This is a genomic window from Candidatus Rickettsia barbarica (assembly GCF_041477405.1).
GTDB lineage: Bacteria > Pseudomonadota > Alphaproteobacteria > Rickettsiales > Rickettsiaceae > Rickettsia > Rickettsia rickettsii.
In genome coordinates this window covers 60,935-80,993 of record NZ_JBEWYL010000001.1, presented here as the reverse complement: position 1 = coordinate 80,993, position 20,059 = coordinate 60,935, and the positions used below count along the sequence as shown (strand labels likewise).

Below are 20,059 nucleotides of genomic sequence, written 5' to 3'. Positions count from 1 at the left end.
TATTCACCATCTCATGAATGCACTGCCCCAAGTAAGACCTGCACCGATAGCTGAAAATAGTAGAATATCACCTTTTTTTATTTTGCCTGATGCTTTGAGAGTACTCAAAGCAAGCGGAATAGAAGCAGCAGAGCAGTTAGCATGTTTGTCTACGGTTTTCACTACTTTATGCTCTTCTATATTTAATAGTTCAGCGAGTTTATTTATAATACGGATATTTGCTTGATGAGGTATAAAATAATCAATATCGCTTACACTGAATTGATTAGCATGCAGTAAATCTTTTATAGATTGTTGCATTTTTTCTATTGCATGACGAAATAATTTTTGCCCCTGCATAACTATTTTGCCACTAATACCGTTCATACTTACACCACCGTTTGTGTATAATATTTCATCATAATCAGCCCCGCTTGAGAAGACATTACTATCTATTAAACCGGAATCATCACTACTACGCTGTAATATTACGCTACCGGCCCCATCACCGAATAAAACGCAAGTAGTCCTATCATTCCAATCTAATAACGACGTCATTTTCTCGGCTCCTATAAGCAAAATAGTTTTATATTTATCTGATGAGATAAGAGAATTTGCTACTTGTAAACCATAAACAAAGCCGGCACATACTGCTTGTAAATCAAAAGACGGTATATTAGTTAAACCAAGATAACCTTGAAGCTTAGAGGCAACCGAAGGGAAGCTATTATCGGGAGTAGTAGTACATGTAATAATTAAATCAATATCATTTACCGATATCCCTGCATCTGCTATAGCTTTTTCAGCTGATTTTAAAGCAAGATGGGAAGTATATTCTGTATCACCTGCTATATGACGCTGCGTAATACCTGTTCTTGTTCTAATCCATTCATCATTAGTATCTACGAATTTTGCAAGCTCGTCATTACTAACTATTTTTGAAGGAAGATACCCGCCACAACCAATAATTTTACAGGTCATAAATCTTTTAGGCTACTTCTTCTTCAGTTTTAATTTTCTTTGTTACTACTAGACGATTATTATAAGTACCGTCGACTAAAGAAACGTGATGCGGAAGCTTATATTCACCGGTTTGCGAATCAACTATTACGTTAACTTTGCCAAGTGCTAAGTGCGAACGTCTCATATTACGTCTTGATTTTGATGTTTTTTTCTTTGGAACTGCCATTATTAGCCTCTCTAAATATAAATTAAAAAGTATTTGTCAAATTAGTGAAGCAGTATATTATAATCTTGTAATAAAATCTAGATAAAATTAAACTTATGAAAATTTTTATAACATACATTTTTAGTATATTAGCCTTTTTTTCCTTAAGCGGCTGCAAAACTATTGAAAATAGAGGGCAATCTATAGATGATTCGGCACTTGTAAAATTAGAGTCTAAAAAACTAAATAAAACAGAAGTCGTAGAGTTAATAGGTACGCCTACTATAGTACCGGAATATTCCCAAAATACCTGGTATTATGTTGAAAGAGTTATGTCTCAAAGAGCTTGGCTCAATCCAAAAATTGAAAAGCAGAAGATAGTAAAAATTACGTTTGATGCTAATAATTTCATGCAGGAAGTAGTAGTAATAGATGATTCTCATAGACAAGATATAGAAATAGTCCATGAATATACTAGGACATATGGAACGGAACTTAACGGACTACAAAAATTTGTTAAAAATTTAGGTAGATTCAATAAAACCACTGACGGAAATAAAAACAAAAGCAAAAATAAGAAAAAGAGCTAAGTACCTTAATCATCATTGCAAGATGGCTTATCTGTGTAGATACCTAATCGTCATTGCAAGCCATAGGCTGCGTGGCAATCTCATGAAATAACAACAAACTCCTGAGATTGCTTCGTCAATTACTTACGTAATTTCCTCGCAATGACAATTTGATACTCACGCAGACGTAACACCAACACCCATAAAACAAAAAACTATCTAATATGATTTCGATATTTAGTAAATTAAAACAAAGTTTATCTAAAACTTCTAATAAAATATCGGAAGGTATCAACAAAATATTTTACAAGAAAAAATTAGATGCAGGAACTCTAGAAGAGCTAGAAGAGCTACTTATCTCAAGTGATATGAGTGTTTTGGTAGTAACTAATATTATTGAAGAGTTTAAAAAGGTAAAATTTGACAAAGAAATAGATAGTGATACAGTAAAAGAAGCCCTTGCTAAATTAATAGAGCAGCAGCTATCAAAATCAGCAATTCCTTTTACTTTAAGCGAAAATAAATTAAACGTAATTTTAGTTTGCGGTGTTAACGGAGCAGGTAAAACCACGACTATAGGTAAGCTTGCTGTAATGTACTCGGCACAAGGGAAAAAAGTAGCAGTTGCAGCCTGCGATACTTTTAGAGCAGCTGCCGTAAATCAGCTAAGTACTTGGACAGATAGAGCAAATGCACTACTTATTACCGGTGAAGAATCGGCTGACCCCGCAAGTGTTGCTTATCGCGGGATGGAAGAATCGATAAAACAAAATATCGATATACTTTTTATCGATACAGCAGGTAGGCTTCATAATAAGAAAAATTTGATGGATGAACTGTCTAAGATTGTAAAAGTTATAAAAAAACTAGACGAGAATGCCCCCACTCATAGCGTTTTAGTCATTGATGCTATTACCGGACAAAATACCTATAACCAAGTAGAACATTTTAATGATGCTACTAATTTGACGGGGCTTATCGTGACTAAACTAGACGGCAGTGCTAAAGCGGGCGTAATTGTCGGAGTAGTACAAAAATTTAATTTACCCTTATACTTTATCGGTATAGGCGAGACGATAGAGGACTTAAAAATATTCAACCAACATGATTTTGCTAGAAATCTAGTGGGGTTGTGAGGTTTTGCTACGTCATTGCCCGCACGAATATTGAGTCGTCATTGCGAGTAGCCGTAGGCTGCACGGTAAATCTCATGCAGTAATAATAAACTCCTGAGATTGCTTCGTCAATTACTTACGTAATTTCCTCGCAATGACGATCTAATTAAAAATAAAATCATAAAATGACTCAAAAAAATACCTTATTGCTCATAGACGGATACGGATTTGTTTTTAGAGCCTATTATGCACAACAGCCTTTAACTTCACCAAAAGGCGAGCCTGTCGGTGCTCTTTACGGTTTTACTTCAATGCTGCTAAAATTACTGAGCGACTTTAAGCCTAAACATGTCGCTGTAGTATTTGACAGCGGCGGGAAAAATTTTCGCCATCAGATTTATCCCGACTATAAAGCTAACCGCCCTCCACCCCCTGAAGATTTAATTATACAATTACCTTTAGTTCGTGATGTTGCAAGTAACTTAAATTTTCCTATTCTAGAGAAGAACGGTTATGAAGCCGATGACATTATCGCAACCTTTGCTACTAAAACTGCTGCACTTGGCGCACATGTAGTCATTATCTCTTCCGATAAAGATTTATTACAGCTAATGACTGAAAACATCAAGATATATGATCCGTTAAAAGGGAAATATATTACGGAGGATGATGTGGTTAAAAAATTTGGCACTACTTCTGATAAATTACGTGAAGTAATGGCTTTAATCGGCGATAGATCGGATAATATTCCGGGTGTACCATCTATTGGACCAAAAACTGCAAGTAGTCTTATAACACAATTTGGTTCTGTAAAAAATATATTTAACTCTTTAGACCAAGTCTCAAGCGTAAAACAACGTGAAACTTTACAAAATTCAAGAGAAGCGGCGTTAATTTCATGGCAGTTAATAGGGCTTAATTCTAATGTTGATTTAGATTTTCAGCTAAATAATTTAGAATGGTCACCTCCAAATAGCGATAAATTAACAGGATTTTTACAGGAATACGGTTTTAGATCTTTATATAAAAGAGTAGAAAATTTATTGGATATTAAAATTAACGACCACAAAGAGATAGCAGATAATAAAGTAACGGAAATAAAAGAACTTAATAATGCTAATGAGTTAGCAGACTTTGCTAAAGAAGCCACGAAAATAGGAATATTCGGGATATATTTATTACAACATAAAGGAGCTAATCTTGCTTTTATTTTATCACTGCAAAACCAAAGCTATATTATTAAAATTTCAAACACTTCTCATGATCTATTTTCTTATAATACTAAAAGTAATAACAACTGGTTTTCGGATATAATCTTCAATTTACTAACCGATAAATCCATAAAAAAAATTACTTACTCTCTTAAACCTCTACTTAAATTTTATGCAAACCAATCTCATGACATTACGGCTATAGAAGATTTAGAATTAATGCAGTATGCATTATCTGCTGGTTTATCACAGAAAAATTTATTTAAAGAAGTTTTGAAAGAACCTTGGATAGAAAATATAATTATCGAATCAGCAAAAATAGTAATAAACTTTATCGCACTTTATAAGCAAACTATATGGGAACTTAAAGACAACAAAACCTTTAGACTTTATAGCAACATTGATTTACCTATTTGTTTTATTTTAGATAAAATGGAGAAAGTGGGTATTACAGTAGATGCTAATTACCTAACACAATTATCCGCTGAATTTGGAACAGAAATTCTAAAACTTGAAGAAGAAATTTTTGCTCTTAGCGGAACTAAATTTAATATTGGTTCGCCAAAACAATTAGGCGAAATCTTGTTCGAAAAAATGCAATTACCTTTCGGTAAAGCTTCAGCTAAAGCAAGCTCTTACTCAACGGGAGCGGAAATACTAGAAAAACTTAGTGAGCATGGATATAATATTGCAAATTTGTTATTAAGATGGAGGCAACTAACAAAATTAAAGAATACCTACACCGATAGTTTGCCGAAACAGATAGACAATATAACACATAGAGTACATACGACATTTTTACAAACTTCTACCACTACAGGAAGACTTAGCTCACAGGAACCTAATCTACAAAATGTACCTATTCGCTCTAGTGAGGGGAATCAAATCAGAAAAGCTTTTATTGCTGAAGAAGGTTATAAATTAATATCTGCCGATTATTCTCAAATTGAGCTTAGAATATTAAGCCATATCGCAAATATAGATGCACTAAAACAAGCATTTATCAATAAAGACGATATCCATACTCAAACTGCTTGTCAGATCTTTAACTTACAAAAACACGAACTAACTAGCGAACATAGGCGTAAAGCAAAAGCTATAAATTTTGGTATCATTTACGGTATAAGTGCTTTTGGGCTTGCTAAGCAATTAAACGTTACTAACGGCGAAGCATCCGAATATATCAAGAAATATTTTGCTGAATATAAAGGAGTGCAAGAATATATGGAGCAAACAAAAGCTTTTGCAAGTAGCAACGGCTATGTCACAAATTGCTTTGGCAGAAAATGTTTTGTACCTCTAATTCATGATAAAAAGCTTAAACAATTCGCAGAACGTGCGGCTATTAATGCTCCGATTCAAGGAACTAATGCCGATATAATTAAAATTGCTATGATCAATCTAGATCAAGAAATAGAAAAACGTAAACTTAAAACAAGATTAGTACTGCAAATTCATGATGAATTACTATTTGAAGCACCGATTGATGAAGTAGAAATTATAACACCTATTATTAAAAAAATCATGGAAAATTCTACTAATATGGCTGTACCGATTATAACCGAAATTAGAGCAGGTAATAACTGGATGGAAATTCATTGAAGGTGTATCATTCCTAGCTAAAGGCGGCGTTATTGCATGACTTGCTGTCATTCCCACAAAAGCGGGAATCCAGAAAAATAACTTCAACATATAATACAGCATACATATTTGATAAAATAAGCATATAAAAAATCATATATTAATATAACATTTGAAGAATTTTAAAAGGAGCGTAATGTATGAAAAATTTTATATTTACGTCTGAGTCAGTTTCTGAAGGGCATCCGGACAAAATTGTCGATCAAATTTCAGATACGGTACTTGATGAGATTCTAAAACAAGACCCTAACGGTCGTGTTGCCTGTGAAACATTTGTAACAACCGGTCTAGTTCTAGTGAGCGGCCTAGTACCTATGTGGATATTGAGCAAATAGTACGTAGCAAGATACAAGAAATCGACTATAATAATCCAAATTATGGATTTGACGGTAGCTGTTGTGTCATAATTTCAGCTATCATTAACAATCACCCGATATAGCTATGGGTGTTGACAATGCAAATGACGATGAAATAGGTGCAGGAGACCAAGGTATGGTTTTCGGTTATGCCTGTAATGAAACGGATAGTTTCATGCCCGCACCGATTTACTACGCTCATTTATTAATGAAAAGGCAAGTATATTTACGTAAACAAAATATCTTGTTTTGGCTTAGACCCGATGCAAAATCTCAAGTCACGTTACGATATGAAAATAACAAACCAATTGCCATTGATACAGTAGTTTTATCAACTCAGCATCATCCGGAAATACAACAAAAAGACCTTATTGAAGCAGTAATGGCAGAAATTATTAAACAAGCATTACCAAGCAATTTACTTCATAAAGACACTAAATACCTAATTAATCTGACAGGTCGGTTTGTTATAGGCGGTCTCGTTGCAGATTGCGGTTTAACCTGTAGGGAAATTATCGTGGACAGCTATGGAGGAATGGCAAGACACGGCGGCGGTTGCTTTTCTGGAAAAGATCCAACAAAAATAGATAGATCAGCTGCTTACATGGCACGCTATATTGCTAAGAATATAGTAGGAGCAGGACTTGCCGATCGCTGTGAAATATAAATATCCTACGCAATAGGCGTAGCTGCTCCCGTATCTGTTTATGCTGAAACTTGCGGTACTAGCACATTAAGCAACGAACAAATTACTAAGCTCATAACACAGCATTTTGATATACGTCCAGGAAGAATTATTAAACATCTTAAGCTTCGCACTCCATGTTATCACAAAACGGCTTCTTACGGTCATTGCGGCCAAGAAGACGCAAATTTACATGGGAACAATTAGATAAAGTAGATATATTGAGGTGAGTAATTATTGACATTTATTCGTAATACATGATTATTTTGATCCCTGCTTAACTAATTAGTTAAAAATATGGTTGAGAATGTAAATAATAATAGCAAGTTCGGTAACTTAGAAAATTATGATAATCAACTTACAAATACTGCTCTAAACAAGAATAACCAAAATAAACTGAAAGAACATTATGAAAATATCACTCAAGCCTTAAATAACATACGGAAATATGAGTATGAAGCAAAAGCAACTCAGTACTGCGAAATGCTTGACGATACCCGTACCTATGATAAATCCACAAAAGATTATAATTTAGGCTCAGTTCATTTTATAACGGCTAAGCGTATAAAGCTTTAAATCCTGACGAAAATACAGGTAAAAAATTAGACCATTTTATGGATGGCTTAGATGAGATTTATAAGCACAATCCTTTTTACGTAAATTAACTAGCTCAACTGAATTACCACCAGCAGAACAGTTAAAAAAATCTTTAGAAAAAACTACAAATGAAATATATGATAAACTACAAAAAACTGGAGAAGCATATTTATCATATTCTAATGCTCCTACTAAATACAGGATTACATACAAATATTATAAAATATTCTAAAGAAAACGGAAAAAATTATCGTATATATATAATGCCGGTGCTGGGGTAAGAGCAGATAATTCAAAACTAAACCAAACACCAAAAGATCAATTAATACAGGAGTATTAGAAGATAAAAAATAAGAAGTTAAAACCAATAATACATTCAATAAAAATTCAGAACCTAAAAAACAAACTATCAAAAATAAATTTTATAAGTATTTAAGTAAATTAACGAGAAAATTGGGATTAAAATCCATAAGTAATTATTTTAAAGAATTAATTAAAGACCCAAATCTTGAGCAAAATATCAATTTAGAAAAAGAAGCAAAGTTAATAGCAGACAAACATCGACTAACAAAATATATGGAACTTAGCGATAATAAAAATAATAATGCAGTATTTAGCGGTAAAAAAACATCAAAGAATATTACTCAATTATATCAATTATAGATTCATTTTACTGTCAATTCAGGTATTGCCTATAAAAAGTTGACTCAAGGTTTCGATGCTGCGAGGCATTGGCTTTGTTTCATGGTTCGGTTTTTTCGTCATTGCGAGGAAAATTACGAAGTAATTGTACGTCCGCAATCTCAAGTTTGTTATTATTTCATGAGATTGCCGCGCAGCCTATGGCTGCTCACAATGACGACCCGATATCCACACAACAATACCTTGCGGGAATGACAGTGGAAAACCGAACCACTCAACAACTACGCTATTTACTATATCCTTTTAAAATCTCAAAATCTTGCCCTTGGAGCAAGAATTTTTCAGATAATATAATTTTTGCTACAAAATTTTTTACATCTGCGCTTTGTAAATAGATTGTAGCTTTAGCATTACTCTGATCTTCATTATTTATACGAGCTGCAAGCAAGGTTACTATCTGCCGTAATTCTTCATGATTTTGTGGATAAAACTGTAGTTCAAATTGTTTATTATTAATTGCATCCTCAATTGATGAAAAGCTTTTTGCCGTTAGTTTTATTCCTCCCTCATCTTTAACTATGTCACAATTAACAACTACCAAACTTTTAACATCCAGTAAATGTACATAATCTTTTAAAACTTCCTCACTAAAAATACTAAGTTCAAAGATATTCTCAGGATCGGAAAGCACGAGCGTCACAAACCTACCTCTTGCCGACATACGAGAATCCTTTTTTTGTATTACACCGGCAAGATTTACTCGGTTAGTACCATCAGGTAAGTTATTATGCAAATCCGCAATATTTAAAATATTTAAACGACTAAATATTTCTTGATATTCCGTAAGAGGATGATTAGAGATAAATAAACCCATAGCCTCAAATTCATAAAAGGCTAAAGTATTTTTATCGGCATAATCGCTTGATACTAAAATAGTTGGACTTAAACTAGAAACTTTAATTAAGCTAAATTGATTAGATTCCTGCTCTTCGTGATATGCAGTTGAATAAGAAAGCAATTTTGGAATGCTTGACAATAATTGCAATCGATTATCATGCAGCTCATCAAAACAGCCTGACTTGATTAAATTTTCCAATAATTTACTGTTAATAGATTTTGGGGGTAATCTTTCAATAAAATCAGTAATTGATTTAAACGCCCCTCTTGCTTTTCGCTCATCCGTTACTAATTTACCGAAATTCGGCGTAACTCCCTTAATAGCACCTAAGGCGAAGATTATTGCACCCGCGATGTCACACCGTGGCTTGACCACGGTATCTTTTGAAATTTCCTGGATACCACGATCAAGTCGCGGGATGACAGGCTTTACGCTATGCGGGATGACAGTGTCCGAAAACTTTACACTAAAATACCCTTCAGAAATATTAATATTAGGTGCAATAATTTTTATGCCGTTATCTTTTGCTTCTTGTAAAAATAAATTAATTTTATCGTGATTATTCAATTCAAGATTTAAGCATGCTACTAAAAATGCAGCAGGATAATTAGCTTTAAGATATGCAGTTTGGTATGAAATAACACCGTAAGACGCAGCATGTGCCTTATTAAAACCGTATCCGGCAAATTTAGCCACGGTCGCAAAAATGGATTTAGCTTGAGATTCCGAAATATTATTAGCAATTGCTCCTTTAACAAAAATTTCTTCCTGCTCCTCCATTTCTTTTTTTATCTTCTTACCCATTGCTCTCCGAAGTAAATCGGCAGCTCCTAGCGTATAACCTGCAAGAACCTGAGCAATTCTTTGTACCTGCTCCTGATATATCACCACTCCGTAAGTTTCTTCTAAGATTGGTTGCAATAGCTCATGTAAATAATCAGGCTGTTGTAATTTATGCTTACAAGCTATATAGGTAGGAATATTTTCCATAGGACCAGGACGGTATAACGCACCAAGAGCTATCAAATCATGTATAGAATCAGGTTTAAGGCGTCTAAGTGCATCTTTCATCCCGATACTTTCAAATTGGAAAACGCCGATTCCTTTACCTTTACACAACATTTGATAAGTCTTATTATCATCAAACGTCATATTGTTAAAATCTACTTCTATCCCTTGCTCTTTAAGCAGTTTCTTACAATCGGTAATAACCGTTAGGGTTTGTAGCCCTAAAAAATCAAATTTAATTAAACCGGCAATCTCGGAATATTTCATAGAATAACCGACTACCAGCATATCGGAGTTAGCATCTTTATATACCGGTACTATATCGACTAAATCAGTACCTGCTATTACGATTCCTGCAGCATGAGTTGAGGAATGCCTATGCAGCCCCTCAAGAATTAACGAAGTATCAATCACTAACTTAATCAACTCCGCTTCACCATCTAAATTATACAGCCCATTACCTTTAGCGGCATTTGCAAGCTCCGGAACTTCACGCATTGCCTGTTCTAAGCTAACTGGATTAACTGCACTAAAAGGGACAAGCTCCGTTAGATAATCAGCGAATTTATAAGGTAAGCTAAGCACACGAGCGACATCCTTAATTACAGCCTTTGCCTGCATCTTACCGAAAGTTATAATCTGTCCTACTCTATTATTACCGTATTTGGAACGTACGTAATTAATTACTTCCTCACGCCTTTCCTGACAAAAATCAATATCAAAATCAGGCATTGAAATACGTTCAGGATTTAAAAATCTTTCAAATAATAAGCCAAATTTAATCGGATCGAGATCAGTAATAAGCAAGCTCCAAGCAACAACCGAACCTGCTCCCGATCCTCTACCCGGTCCGACTAAAATACCCTCTTTTTTACTCCATTTAATAAAATCAGATACAATCAAAAAATAACCGGCAAAATTCATATTACAGATAATATCCAGCTCATAATTAAGACGAGCAAAATATTCGGTTTTCAATTCTTCTTGATGCTCTAACGCAATATTTTCAGATTTAAACTTTGTAGCAAGCCTTGCAAGCAACCCTTCTTTTGCATCTTTTTTAATTAAATCCGTTTCACTAATATCCTTGGTGGCAAAATTAGGCAGCATCGGCGGGTTTGCATGTGCGGCAAAATAACAACGCTCTCTTAAATTCACGGTATTTTGGATGGCACTAGGTAAATCGGAAAAAAGCTCTATCATCTCATGCGGTGATCTAAAATAACAATTTTCGCTAACTGTTTTTCGATCCAGATATTCTTTAGTAACACCGGCTGATATACATAACAATACATCATGTGCATCATGCATGCTTTTCTCACTAAACAAAACTTTATTAGTAGCAACAAGCGGAATAGCAAGCTCGGCAGCAATTCTAATATAACTATCCTCAATAAACTGTTCTTCCGGTAGCTCATGTCTCATAATCTCAAAGTAAAAACGGTCTCCTAAAATTTCCTGTAATTTACGTGCAAACAGCATCGCTTTCTCCTCGTTGCGAGCTAGCAAGCATTTTCCGACAATACCGTCGGTATAACAGCATAATCCTATTAATCCTTCTTGATATTCGATTAAATCTTCAAAATCAATGTGATCGCATATCTTACGATCATTTTTAGTAAAAGTAAGGCTTGATAGTTTGAGTAAATTTTTATAACCAGTTTCATCTTTAGCTATAAGCAAAATTTGAGCAAAAATATCTATATCGTATTTTATATTTAGAATAACTCCGTGTATCGGCTGCAGTCCCTTTTTTACTGCACATAATGCAAACTCTAATGAGCCGAATAAATTTCCCTTATCTGCCAAACAAATAGCAGACATTTTATTCGATGACGCAAGTTCTACTACCTTCTCAATCGTTAATGCACTTTCTAGAAAAGAATAAGAGCTTTGAGTTCTTAAATGAATAAATTCAGGTCGCATTTTAAATTAATGTTAAAGTTTATTGTCTTACTGTATGACTCCTTATGTCATTCCCGTAGACTTTTTATGTTATTCCCGCGTAGGCGGGAATCCAGGGTAAAGCGCGATAAATCGAGCTTTTAAAAAGTTTTAAAGTACTGGATTCCCGCCTACGCGGGAATAACATCGGAAGCCTTAACGACAAGACTACATTTTACTTCCGACTGCATAATATCTAAAACCGATTTTTTTCATTGCTTCATTATCTAGTATATTTCTAAAATCAATGATGATCGGTGATTTTACTAAATCATAAATTTCTTGCCAATTAAGTTCTTTAAATTCTGACCATTCAGTTGCAATAACTATAATATCTACTGATTTACAGGCGTCAACTGCTGAATCTAAATATAGCAAATTTTTATGTTCCAAATTCTTTTTAGCATTTTCAAGACCGATAGGATCAAATGCTTTAACATATACATCTTTATTTAATAAGATCTTTACAATTGCGATGGCAGGGCTTGCTCTTACATCATCTGTTCCTGCTTTATATGTTAAGCCTAAAATTGCTATATTTTTACCTTTTAAATCTCCGTCTAACAAAGTAGCTATTTTATCTACCATATTACTTGGACGCTGCTTATTACTTTTAATTACTGCCTTAAGAATCCTACAATCTATATGATGATTTTCTACAAGATTATTTAATGCTAGAATATCTTTTGGAAAGCACGAACCGCCAAAACCAGGTCCTGCATTTAAAAAATTTTGACCGATTCTTTGGTCAAGTCCTACACCTTTAGATAAATCTTTAATATTACCGCCGATTTTTTCACATAAATCAGCCATCTCATTCATAAAAGCAATTTTGGTAGCTAAGAAACTATTTGAAGCATATTTAATAAGTTCGCTCGTCACTAAATCGGTAACCACAAACTTTACACCTTGTAAAGGTGCATAAATTTTTCGCAATATTTCCTCTGATTCTTTATTATTTACACCGATAACTATACGATCAGGATATAAAAAATCTTCTACCGCACTACCCTCTCTTAAAAACTCAGGATTAGAAGCAACATTAAATGAAAAGCCTCTTGATTTTAAATAAGCTATAATATTACTGCAACTACCCGGCGGAACGGTAGATTTTATGACTATTAAACAATCTTTATTTATATGCTCGAAAACTTTATCAATAGCATCATAAACATATTTTAAATCCGCTTCTCCCAACCCTTTTGAAGGTGTACCGACCGTAATAAATATTGCATCAGCATTTTGAAGTTCATTATTATAAATATTTGTAAATTTTAACCTATCAGATTCTAAAGCTTGCTTAAGATACTCATCAAGTTTAGCTTCATAAATCGGTAATATCTGCTTATTTAATTTGGATATTTTAACCTCATCATTATCAAGACAAGTAACATTATGACCTAAATAGCCCATAATAATACCTGAGACTAATCCCACATATCCGCTACCGATAAATGTAATATTCATAATTTTTTGTGATTTTTATATTAAATTTTTAAATTATACGTTATATTCCAAGTGTATACCTCAAATAAATGAAGAGTAGTATAGACGAAGCTCAATTTCAAAAAGTGCAAGGAGTCCACAAGACGAGGAACAGAGCGTATACTTAATACGTGAGTACCGGAGTACTTGTAGGATGACGTAGCCAATTTTTGCAGTTCTATCCGAGTATATAAAGCTTTTATCATATTGCAATAGATTTACAAGCTCAAATGAATTTTATTAAAAAAACCTTTATTAGTATTTTTATAATTCTGATTTCATTATCTTTGGCTATAACTCTAACTGTTTATAGTGCAAATAAAGGACACTTAAATGAACCTTTGAAAAAAATAATTGAATTTTATTTAAGTAAAAATGATATAAAGGCTGTACTACATAATTTAGAATTTAAAGAAAATCGATTATCCATAGATAAAATTTCCTTAAGTTTTATAGATAATGCTAGAGGAGAAATTAACGATTTTAATCTTTTCTTTAATTTCAAAAATTTCTTCTCTAATTCGTTAATAGAGGCTAATTTTAATATCGATAACATTTCCGTAATTTCAAATAACGATGAAGAGATTATAAATACTTCAACGACCGGTGATTATTCGTTAAATATAATTAAAAAAAATTCCCTAACCGATATACGACTAACTTCAATAAAAAGTGATATCCTAACTGATGAGCAAGGAGCAGACTTACCTCTAGGAAATGCTTTATGCTCATATAAAACCACCTATTCTAAATATAATCCAAAGACTGTTAATTGCAAACTCACCTTTGGGAACAAAGCTTTTTTATCACTAAGCGGTATAATAACCGATAAAAATATCGATGCAAGTGCAGCTGCCGCAAATATGCCTTTAATAATTTATCAAACAGTCGAAAAAATCATTCCGGATAATCCTATAATCTCATATTTACGAGAACATATAAAACAAGGTTATATCCAAAACGGAGAATTAAATATTAAATTAGATAAAAAATTTTTAAAAAAAAATATTTTAGTAGAAGATAATTTAAAAGCAAATTTACATATCTCGAATTTTGAATATAAATATCATACAGATTTACCACCTTTGACTAAAGTTGATACTAATATAATCATTTCAGGACCGGAAATAAAATTTCTAATTAATGAAGCATATAGCGGTAAAAGTGTCGTTTCAGACGGTATTATGACTTTCAAATGGGAAGGACTGGATAAATCACAATTTGTTTTTAATGCTACTGCTAAAGGTGAAATTAATGACTTAATTGCCTTTGTTCCAAATGATGCATATCAAAATATTAAAGCTCAAAATATTGATCTTAAAAAAATCAAAGGAACGGCAAATTCAATAATAGAGCTAATAATTCCTATTAGCCCCAATATCCCTAATAGCTATAATGTTTTGTCGACATTAACAAATATCTCTTTTAACACCTTAGACAATAATATCCTATTACAAAACGGTGAAGCCAAAGGTAGTTTTAAAGATAATAAACTAAATATTAGCGGTAAAGGTAACATTAATCATTATGCAAGTAGCTTTACTTATGATCATGATATATCGGATAAAAATAATGAGTGTTTACTTAAAATAAAAAGCAATATTACGGCAAATAATCAAAGATTTGGAGTATTTAAATTAATTTCAGGCAGCACCGTTTTAAATTTTGAGTATAAAAAACAGCATACTAATGAGAGTTTTATTACCGTTAATTCTAATCTTAATAATTTAGAATTTTATATAGATAAAGTATCTATTCATAAAAAATTATATAAAAAAGCCAATTTATATTTATATACTAAATTAAATGATAAAAATTTCGATAGAAATATTGTATTTAACCTTTCAGGGCAGGATAATCTAAAAATTAACGGTAATGCCTTAATTAAGAAAAATATTTATAATATTAATCTAGCCTCTGTTAAACATAATCATACGGATTTAAAAGGAAACATAATCATAGATAACCATAATCTTAATACGACACTTTATGGAAACAGATTAGACTTATCAAATGCCCATATGATGCAGTTTTTAGAAAAAGCGGGCGATTCTACACGTAATATTAATTTAAAAACTAATATATCAAAAATACTTTTAAAGAATAATATAATTCTAGGTAATCTTGATTTAGCAATTAAATGTGATAAAGTGCGGTGTTTCTCCGGCTTTCTAAATGCTAATATTGATAATAAAAAAGTTAAGATGTTGCTTACTGCTAAGGAAACTTTTGAACAATGGTTTATTAAATCCGATAATGCCGGAGCATTGCTTAAGGGACTTGGAATGTATACCACTATGCAAAACGGTCAAATTAACATCAACTTAAATACAAAAAGATATGAAGTAAAAAAAGGTGAAATAGTGCCAATATTAGACGGCAAATTTTCTATAAAACATTTTACGGTAGTCGATACTCCTTTTTTAACACGGCTTGTTTCCTTTGTGTCGTTGCCGGGTTTTCTGAGTTCAATAACTAATAATAAACATATTTTATTTGAAGATATGAGCGGTAAATTTAATTATAGAGGAAATATAATTACAATTTTTGATACGGAAGCACATGGACCGTTCTTTGATTTTACTATGACAGGTAATATTGATACCAAGCAGCAATTAATTATGGTTAAAGGAAATGTTATTCCTTCCTTTTTCTTAATCAGCACTATTGTAACTAAAATACCGGTAGTCGGTAAAATATTTTCCAAAGTCGCTCCTTACTCCCTAAAAATGAAATATTAAGTAACTATTTAAAGCTATTAGATTTCATGTACAAAATTTTTAATCATTCCTTTATGTCATTCCTGCGAGGCATTATTGCGTGTGTACCTAATCGTCATTGCAAGCGACTGAAAGCGTTGTTGCATGGCTCAAAAAACGTGTTCGGTGTCATACCATGGCTTGACCACGGTATCCAGAAAACAACTAAAAATACTAACAATATTAGTATTTGGGTCCTGCTACAAACTTGCGGGATGACAGAAGTGGAAGCAAGCCATGCAACAAAGCCACAACTGCAAGGAGCGTGGTGGCAATCCAGAAATAATAATAGAATATTCTGTAAATCAGAATTTTTTACTGGATTGCTTCGTCGCAACTTACAGTTTTTCCTCACAATGACGTTGAAGATCAATTCATGCAAGAATGACACAAATAACCATACATATTTAATCGGTATTTTACTTTTAGGCTTAATTTCCGGTCTGACGTTCAATTTAATTTTTTTTACAGTTCCATATCAATTATCCGAAGCAAAATACACCACTGATATAATAGGTTCGATATCACTAGCTGCCTTTCCGTATTGCTTAAAGGTCATATGGTCACCTTTTATAGATAAATACTCTATACCTTTTTTATGTTCTAAATTCGGTCACAGGCGTGGCTGGGCATTGGTATCACAAATATTTTTAATCCTAGCAATGACGGGGTTCTTAAACATAAGCCCTTGTAATAACTTATATATTACTGCAATTATCTTATTTATTATTTCATCCTGCAGTTCTACACAAGATATTGTACTTGATGCATATAGAATTGAGAGACCTACATCTAAAGAAGAGCTTTCAATGGCTTTTACCTTTAGTAGCATAGGGTTTCGTTTAGGTATGTTACTTGGCAGTGTCGGTACTTTATATTCATCAATTATTTTCGGCTGGAATACAGTATATAAATCAGCTCTATTCATTACTCTAATTGGACCTATAGTAATTTTATGTATCAAAGAACCACCATCAAAAGAAATACACCATACAACTACTCATTTAATAGGATTACAACAATATTTTGAAGTTATTAAAAAAAGTATTATCTCCTTAAAAAATGAACAGCAATATTTACTGCTAATTATATTGTTTATCTTTTTATATAAGGCTGCGGATTCTATACCTATGGCTATGAGTTCGCCTTTATTGCTCAATTTAAGTTTTACTACTCATGAAATTGCCGTTATTTACAAAGCTTACGGGTTACTAATCATGATCGTCGGAGGAGCTTTAAGCGGCATTTTAGCTGCAAAAATGGGTATATTTCATAGTGTCTTAATTGGTGGAGTTATTCAATTATTGTCACCTCTTATGTTTATGATTCTTGCTACTATCGGCTATGATATAAAGACATTTATAATAACTGTTACAGTACAAAATTTTTGTGCAGGCTTTGCAGGAACTATTATCTCTATCTATTTTGCTAGCCTTTGCAATAGTGAATTTGTTGCCACACAGTATTCTATTATTGCATCTTTTAGCTCGCTTAGCCGTATTATTCTAGCTAGCCTTGGCGGTATTTGTGCAAAATATCTTACTTGGCCTGTATTCTTTTTAGGTAATACTCTGTTTAGCATGTTATTTATCCCGATATTTTATAAAATATATAGAAAGAAACTGGGCTTTGTGAATATTTCTAAAAAGATATGACAATTATTAAAAAAAGTTTATAATATTGATATATATATTTCTGCGAAATGAAGAGTTAGAATTTTTATGAAACTATATAGTTTTCAAGAACATTTATTAGAATTAAAAATAAGGCTTCTTAGAATATTTACCACTTTTATAATTATATTTGCTATTTGCTATTATTTTAGCGACAATATTTATAGTGTTTTATTAAAACCGCTTGCTAAGCTAAGCGGTGATACGGTACGAAATATAATTTATACAGGACTTACAGAAGCATTTTTTACCTATATTAAACTTGCAACTTTTACTGCTTTTACTATTATTATACCTATAATTGCTTTGGAGTGTTATTTATTTATCAGTCCCGGGTTACACCGCCATGAAAAAAAAATTATCGCTTTTATTCTTTTTATGTCGCCTATTTTATTTTGGTGCGGTAGTATTTTTGTTTTTTACTTTGTAATGCCGAAAGCTTGGAATTTTTTTCTTAGTTTTGAAAAACGTGATATGATCGTACCGATAGTTTTGGAAGCAAGAATTAGCGAGTATCTAAATTTAGTTATTCATTTAATTATTGCTTTTGGAGTCGCCTTTCAACTGCCAGTTGTGATAATGATATTAAATATACTAAAAATAGTTAAGGTACAAACACTTAAACAAAAAAGATGCATTGCCGTGGTAATTAACTTTATTATTGCAGGAATATTAACGCCTCCTGACATTTTAAGCCAGTTTGCTCTTGCAATACCGCTACTTTTATTATATGAAACTTCAATAATGATATGTAATTTTATAGAAAAACTGAGGACACTAAATGTTAAATATCAAATGGATTAGAGAAAATAAAGAATTGTTCGATGACAAGCTTAGCCAAAGATTTATTGAACCTATGTCTAGTAAAATTGCTATGCTCGACGGAGAGAAAAGAAAAATTACGAGTTTAATTCAAGAATTTCAGCATGCACGTAAGGTAAAATCAAAGATTTTAGGTAATATGGCCTCTAAAAGCGGCGAAGAATTTGAAGGGTTACAAAGAGATGTCAAACATATAAATGAGAAGTTGGAAGCACTTGAACAGGATCTCAATAATAATAATAACGAATTAAATGAACTATTAAACATGTTTCCTAATATTCCGGACGAAGAAGTACCTTACGGAATGGATGAAAGTATGAATAAATTAGTTCGTACTTACGGAGAGATAAATCCAAATGCTTTGAATAAACAGCATTTTGAACTAGGTATAAAATTAAATTTAATGGATTTTGAACAAACTGCTAAAATTTCTGGAACTAGATTTGTAACGTTAAAAGGTGATTTAGCAAAGCTAGAACGTGCTTTAATTAATTTTATGATTGATGTTCATACTAAAGAGTGGGATTTCTTTGAGATATCACCTCCGGTATTAGTTCGAGATAATGCTATGTATAATGCAGGACAACTACCTAAATTTGCCAAAGAGTCTTTTGCAACAACCAATGGTTACAGACTAATTCCAACCGCAGAAGTATCTTTAGTAAATATGGTCGCCGATACTATTATACCAAGAGAAAAATTACCGATACGTTATGTTGCTTACACCCCGTGCTTTAGATCAGAAGCAGGTAGTAGCGGTAGAGATACAAGAGGTATGATTAGATTACATCAGTTCGGTAAAGTGGAGCTAGTATCTATTACTACCCCTAAAGAATCAACAAATGAGCATGAATATATAACTAATGCATCAGAGACTATTTTACAAAAACTGAATCTTCCTTATCGTGTTATGTTACTTTGCACCGGAGATATGGGATTTGCGGCAAAAAAAACCTATGATATAGAAGTATGGCTTCCGGGACAAAAGCAATATCGCGAAATTGCTAGCTGTTCTAATTGTGGAGATTTTCAAGCACGTAGAATGAAAGCACGATATAAAGAATTCGGCAGTAACGAAACTACCTTAGTTCATACTTTAAATGCTTCAGGATTACCTATCGGAAGAACTATGGTTGCAATACTTGAAAATTATCAGAATGAAGATGGATCAATAACTATACCGGATGTCTTGATAAATTACATGGGAGGATTACAACAAATCATTGCCTATAGTGAATAATTGTTTATTAAATATAAAGTTTCTAGTTGTTGTTAAATTGGCTTTGTTGCATGGCTCTTATGTCATTCCCGCTTTCGCGGGAATGACATCGAGTAGAGACCTACGGCTGCTCGCAATGACGCCTCTAGCATCCATGCAGGCAAAGTTCATTAGTATATACTCCTGTGAAATGAAGAGTTATTATACGAAGTTCAACTTGGAAAAGAGCAAGGAGTCTGTAAGCCGAGGGGCGGAGCGTATACTTAATACGTGAGCATCCAAGGACTT

The 20,059-nt window shown here is 32.8% G+C and carries 14 protein-coding genes and 2 pseudogenes; 12 read left to right on the top strand and 4 right to left on the bottom strand.

Translation table 11 applies throughout. The features are described from left to right. Positions 1–3: 3 nt before the first annotated feature. Positions 4–960 carry a beta-ketoacyl-ACP synthase III gene (locus ABVF33_RS00385; protein WP_499705828.1) on the bottom strand — a complete coding sequence of 319 codons (957 nt, stop codon included), beginning with the start codon at positions 958–960 and terminating at the stop codon, positions 4–6. A gap of 7 nt (positions 961–967) precedes the next feature. Continuing rightward, entirely contained in the window at positions 968–1,168 is a 201-nt protein-coding gene (rpmF, locus tag ABVF33_RS00380; protein WP_004997395.1) for a 50S ribosomal protein L32, read from the bottom strand. Positions 1,169–1,263: 95 nt separating this feature from the next. On the opposite strand from rpmF, the gene ABVF33_RS00375 reads away from it, so the two are divergent. The 7 genes and pseudogenes from ABVF33_RS00375 to ABVF33_RS00345 all read left to right on the top strand — a co-directional run bounded on the left by ABVF33_RS00375 (position 1,264) and on the right by ABVF33_RS00345 (position 7,984). Beyond that, the gene (locus ABVF33_RS00375; RefSeq protein WP_499705827.1) at positions 1,264–1,737 is read left to right on the top strand and encodes an outer membrane protein assembly factor BamE; all 474 of its coding nucleotides are present in this window, start codon (positions 1,264–1,266) and stop codon (positions 1,735–1,737) included. A 203-nt stretch (positions 1,738–1,940) separates the two neighbouring features. Next, positions 1,941–2,852, top strand: a complete 912-nt coding sequence (ftsY, locus tag ABVF33_RS00370) for a signal recognition particle-docking protein FtsY (protein ID WP_499705826.1) — start codon at positions 1,941–1,943, stop codon at positions 2,850–2,852. 164 nt (positions 2,853–3,016) lie between these two features. Next, entirely contained in the window at positions 3,017–5,644 is a 2,628-nt protein-coding gene (gene polA / locus ABVF33_RS00365) for a DNA polymerase I (RefSeq protein WP_499705825.1), read from the top strand. Positions 5,645–5,823: 179 nt separating this feature from the next. After that, positions 5,824–6,954: pseudogene (gene metK, locus ABVF33_RS00360) on the top strand (methionine adenosyltransferase). Between the two features lie 67 nt (positions 6,955–7,021). Further along, a complete protein-coding gene (locus tag ABVF33_RS00355) occupies positions 7,022–7,300 on the top strand; it encodes a hypothetical protein (RefSeq protein ID WP_499705824.1) in 279 nt (92 codons plus the stop codon). A 38-nt stretch (positions 7,301–7,338) separates the two neighbouring features. Beyond that, positions 7,339–7,602, top strand: a pseudogene (locus tag ABVF33_RS00350) (hypothetical protein). Between the two features lie 172 nt (positions 7,603–7,774). After that, positions 7,775–7,984: a hypothetical protein gene (locus ABVF33_RS00345; RefSeq protein ID WP_014365022.1), complete on the top strand. Its 210-nt coding sequence runs from the start codon at positions 7,775–7,777 to the stop codon at positions 7,982–7,984. Positions 7,985–8,249: 265 nt separating this feature from the next. Here ABVF33_RS00345 and dnaE read toward each other — a convergent pair whose 3' ends face one another. Both dnaE and ABVF33_RS00335 read right to left on the bottom strand, forming a co-directional pair. Further along, a complete protein-coding gene (gene dnaE / locus ABVF33_RS00340) occupies positions 8,250–11,795 on the bottom strand; it encodes a DNA polymerase III subunit alpha (protein ID WP_499705823.1) in 3,546 nt (1,181 codons plus the stop codon). Between the two features lie 186 nt (positions 11,796–11,981). After that, the gene (locus ABVF33_RS00335) at positions 11,982–13,280 is read right to left on the bottom strand and encodes a UDP-glucose dehydrogenase family protein (RefSeq protein WP_499705822.1); all 1,299 of its coding nucleotides are present in this window, start codon (positions 13,278–13,280) and stop codon (positions 11,982–11,984) included. A 248-nt stretch (positions 13,281–13,528) separates the two neighbouring features. Between ABVF33_RS00335 and ABVF33_RS00330 the strand changes: the two genes are divergently transcribed. The 5 genes from ABVF33_RS00330 (at position 13,529) to ABVF33_RS00310 (ending at position 20,045) form a co-directional block, all read left to right on the top strand. Continuing rightward, positions 13,529–16,039, top strand: coding sequence for a transporter AmpG 3 (locus ABVF33_RS00330; RefSeq protein ID WP_499705821.1), 2,511 nt, complete (start codon positions 13,529–13,531; stop codon positions 16,037–16,039). A 137-nt stretch (positions 16,040–16,176) separates the two neighbouring features. Next, on the top strand, positions 16,177–17,712 hold the full coding sequence (locus ABVF33_RS00325) for an MFS transporter (RefSeq protein WP_499706117.1): 1,536 nt from the start codon (positions 16,177–16,179) through the stop codon (positions 17,710–17,712). Positions 17,713–17,778: 66 nt separating this feature from the next. Continuing rightward, the gene (tatC, locus tag ABVF33_RS00320; protein WP_499705820.1) at positions 17,779–18,534 is read left to right on the top strand and encodes a twin-arginine translocase subunit TatC; all 756 of its coding nucleotides are present in this window, start codon (positions 17,779–17,781) and stop codon (positions 18,532–18,534) included. Further along, entirely contained in the window at positions 18,512–19,792 is a 1,281-nt protein-coding gene (serS, locus tag ABVF33_RS00315) for a serine--tRNA ligase (protein WP_499705819.1), read from the top strand. Before tatC ends, serS begins: the two co-directional genes overlap by 23 nt. A 37-nt stretch (positions 19,793–19,829) precedes the next feature. Then, the gene (locus ABVF33_RS00310; protein WP_083762129.1) at positions 19,830–20,045 is read left to right on the top strand and encodes a palindromic element RPE5 domain-containing protein; all 216 of its coding nucleotides are present in this window, start codon (positions 19,830–19,832) and stop codon (positions 20,043–20,045) included. Positions 20,046–20,059 lie beyond the last annotated feature (14 nt).